The 3074-nt window shown below is 69.6% G+C and carries 1 protein-coding gene; it reads right to left on the minus strand.

All coding sequences use genetic code 11. The features are described from left to right. Positions 1-3074, minus strand: a 3074-nt coding sequence (hrpA, locus tag L810_RS21150) for an ATP-dependent RNA helicase HrpA (protein WP_042975595.1), incomplete at both ends; no start/stop codon positions are given.

Genomic DNA, 3074 nt, shown 5'->3' on the forward strand with positions numbered 1-3074 from the left:
CCGCCGGCGCCTGGCCGACCGGCTGACCCGCATCGGCATCGCCGCCAGCCGCGATCGTCGACGCCGCCGCGATCTTCTGGAACTGCTGCTGCGCCTGCGCGCCCAGCTCCTGGCGAAGCTGCGCGAGATTGCGCCCCATCGCGAGCTGGCGGCCGTGCTCGTCGATCACCTTGAAGTTCATGAACAGGTGCGCGGGCAGCGTCTCGAGCTTGAAGTCGGCCGTTTTCATCGCGACCTGCGTCTCGCCGCGCACGTCGGCGATCAGCGCCTCGACGAGGCCGCCCGCGCCGAAGCGCTCGCGGCCCATCCGCTCGACGAAGCCGGCCGCGTATTCGGGCAGCGGCACGCAGTGCCGGCGCAGCTTCTGCGGCAGCGACTTCAGCAGCAACTGCACCTTTTCCTTCAGCATCCCCGGCACGAGCCACTCGCAGCGGCGCGCGTCGACCTGGTTCAGCGCATACAGCGGCACCGCGAGCGTCACGCCGTCGCGCGGCGTGCCCGGCTCGAAGTGATACGTAAGCGCCATCTCGACGCCGGCCATCGTCGCGCGCTTCGGGAACAGCTCGGTCGTCACGCCGGCGGCCTCGTGGCGCATCAGGTCGTCGCGCGACAGGTACAGCAGCCGCTGCTTGTCCTCGGGCTGGCCGCCCTTCTTCACCTCGTCGCGATACCAGCGCTCGAATGCGGCGCCCGTGTGGATGCCCGCCGGAATCGCCTGGTCGTAGTACGCGTAGATCAGCTCGTCGTCGACCAGCACGTCCTGCCGGCGCGACTTGTGCTCGAGCTGCTCGATGTCGGCGAGCAGCTTGCGGTTGTGCGCGAAGAACGGCAGCTTCGTGTCGAATTCGCCTTCGACCAGCGCGCCGCGGATGAACAGCTCGCGCGCCCGCGCCGGATCCTGCTTGCCGAACGCGACGCGCCGGCGGTGGTAGATCGGCAGCCCGTACAGCGTCGCGCGCTCGAACGCGCTGACCTGCGCCGGGCGCTTCTCCCAGTGCGGCTCCGACAGCGATTTCTTCAGCAGGTGCGCGCCGATCTTCTCGACCCACTCCGGCTCGATCTTCGCGAGGCAGCGCGCGTACAGCCGGCTCGTCTCGACGAGCTCGGCCGCCATCACCCAGCGGCCGGCCTTCTTCGCGAGCACGGAGCCCGGCCACAGGTAGAACTTGATCCCGCGCGCGCCGAGATAGTGCGGATCGTCATCGGCCTTCAGGCCGAGGTTGCCGAGCAGGCCCGTCAGCAGGGCCAGATGGACCTGTTCGTACGTCGCCTCGGCTTCGTTGAGCCGCCAGCCGTGCTCGCGCACGACCGTCAGCAGCTGCGAGTGGACGTCGCGCCACTCGCGCAGCCGCAGGTGCGACAGGAAGTTCTGCCGGCATGCGTCGACGAGCTGGCGGTTCGACTTCTTGTGCGCGACCGCCTCTTCGAACCACGCCCAGATCTTCAGCCACTGCAGGAACTCGGAACGCTCGTCGGCAAACCGGCGGTGCGCCTGGTCGGCCTGCTCCTGCGCTTCGATCGGGCGGTCGCGCGGGTCCTGCACGGACAGCGCGCTCGCGATGATCAGCACCTCGCGCAGCGACTGCTGGTCGCGCGCGGCGAGAATCATCCGGCCGACGCGCGGGTCGAGCGGCAGCCGCGCGAGTTCGCGGCCGAGCGGCGTCAGCGCGTTGTCGTCGTCGACCGCGCCGAGCTCGTTGAGCAGCTGGTAGCCGTCCGCGATCGCGCGGCCGGGCGGCGGCTCGAGGAACGGGAACGATTCGATCGCCGTCAGGTGCAGCGACTTCATTCGCAGGATCACCGACGCGAGCGACGAGCGCAGGATTTCCGGGTCGGTGAAGCGTGCGCGCGCCTGGTAGTCGCTTTCCTCGTACAAGCGAATGCACACGCCGTCGGCCACGCGGCCGCAGCGGCCCGCGCGCTGGTTTGCGGCCGCCTGCGAGATCGACTCGACCTGCAGCTGCTCGACCTTGTTCCGGTACGAATAGCGCTTCACACGCGCGAGGCCGGTATCGACGACGTAGCGGATGCCCGGCACCGTCAGCGAGGTTTCGGCCACGTTGGTCGCGAGCACGATCCGGCGCGCGTTCGATGCCTTGAACACCTTGTCCTGGTCGGCCGCCGAGAGCCGCGCGAACAGCGGCAGGATCTCGGTATGCGGCGGATGATGCTTGCGCAGCGCCTCGGCCGCCTCGCGGATCTCACGCTCGCCGGGCAGGAACACCAGCACGTCGCCGGGGCCTTCGCGGCACAGTTCGTCGACCGCGTCGACGATCGCGTCCATCAGGTCGCGCTCCGCTTCGCGCGCGGTCTTCACGCGATCGCGGCCGCCCGTGCCTTCGGCATTTTTCACGGCCGGGCGATCCTCGGCCACCGGCCGGTAGCGCATCTCGACCGGATACAGCCGCCCGCTCACCTCGATCACGGGCGCGGGACGCTCGTCGGTGCCGAAATGGCGCGCGAAGCGATCAGCGTCGATCGTCGCGGACGTGACGATCAGCTTCAGGTCCGGCCGCCTCGGCAGGATTTCCTTCAGGTAGCCGAGCAGGAAGTCGATGTTCAGGCTGCGCTCGTGCGCCTCGTCGATGATCAGCGTGTCGTACGCCTTCAGCAGTGGATCGGTCTGCGTCTCGGCGAGCAGGATCCCGTCCGTCATCAGCTTCACGGACGCGCCCGGCGCGAGATTGTCGGTAAAGCGCACCTTGTAGCCGACCACCTCGCCGAACGGCGTGCCGAGTTCCTCGGCGATCCGCCGGCCGGTCGACGATGCAGCCAGACGGCGCGGCTGCGTATGGCCGATCAGGCCCGTGCCGCCGGCGCCGAGGCCGCGGCCGAGATCGAGACAGATCTTCGGCAGCTGCGTGGTCTTGCCCGAGCCGGTTTCGCCGCAGACGATGACAACCTGATGACCGGCGATCGCGCGCGCGATTTCGTCGCGCTTGCCCGACACCGGCAGGCTTTCGGGGTACGTGATCGGCGGGACGGGGTTCGGTGCGACGACGGCGCGCGGCGGCCGCTCGCGGCGCGGTGGGCGCTCGCCCGTTGCCTGGGGTGCGCCCTTCGCGGCCGGCTGG

The sequence above is a fragment of the Burkholderia sp. AU4i genome (assembly GCF_000466765.1).
GTDB classification, from domain to species: domain Bacteria; phylum Pseudomonadota; class Gammaproteobacteria; order Burkholderiales; family Burkholderiaceae; genus Burkholderia; species Burkholderia cepacia.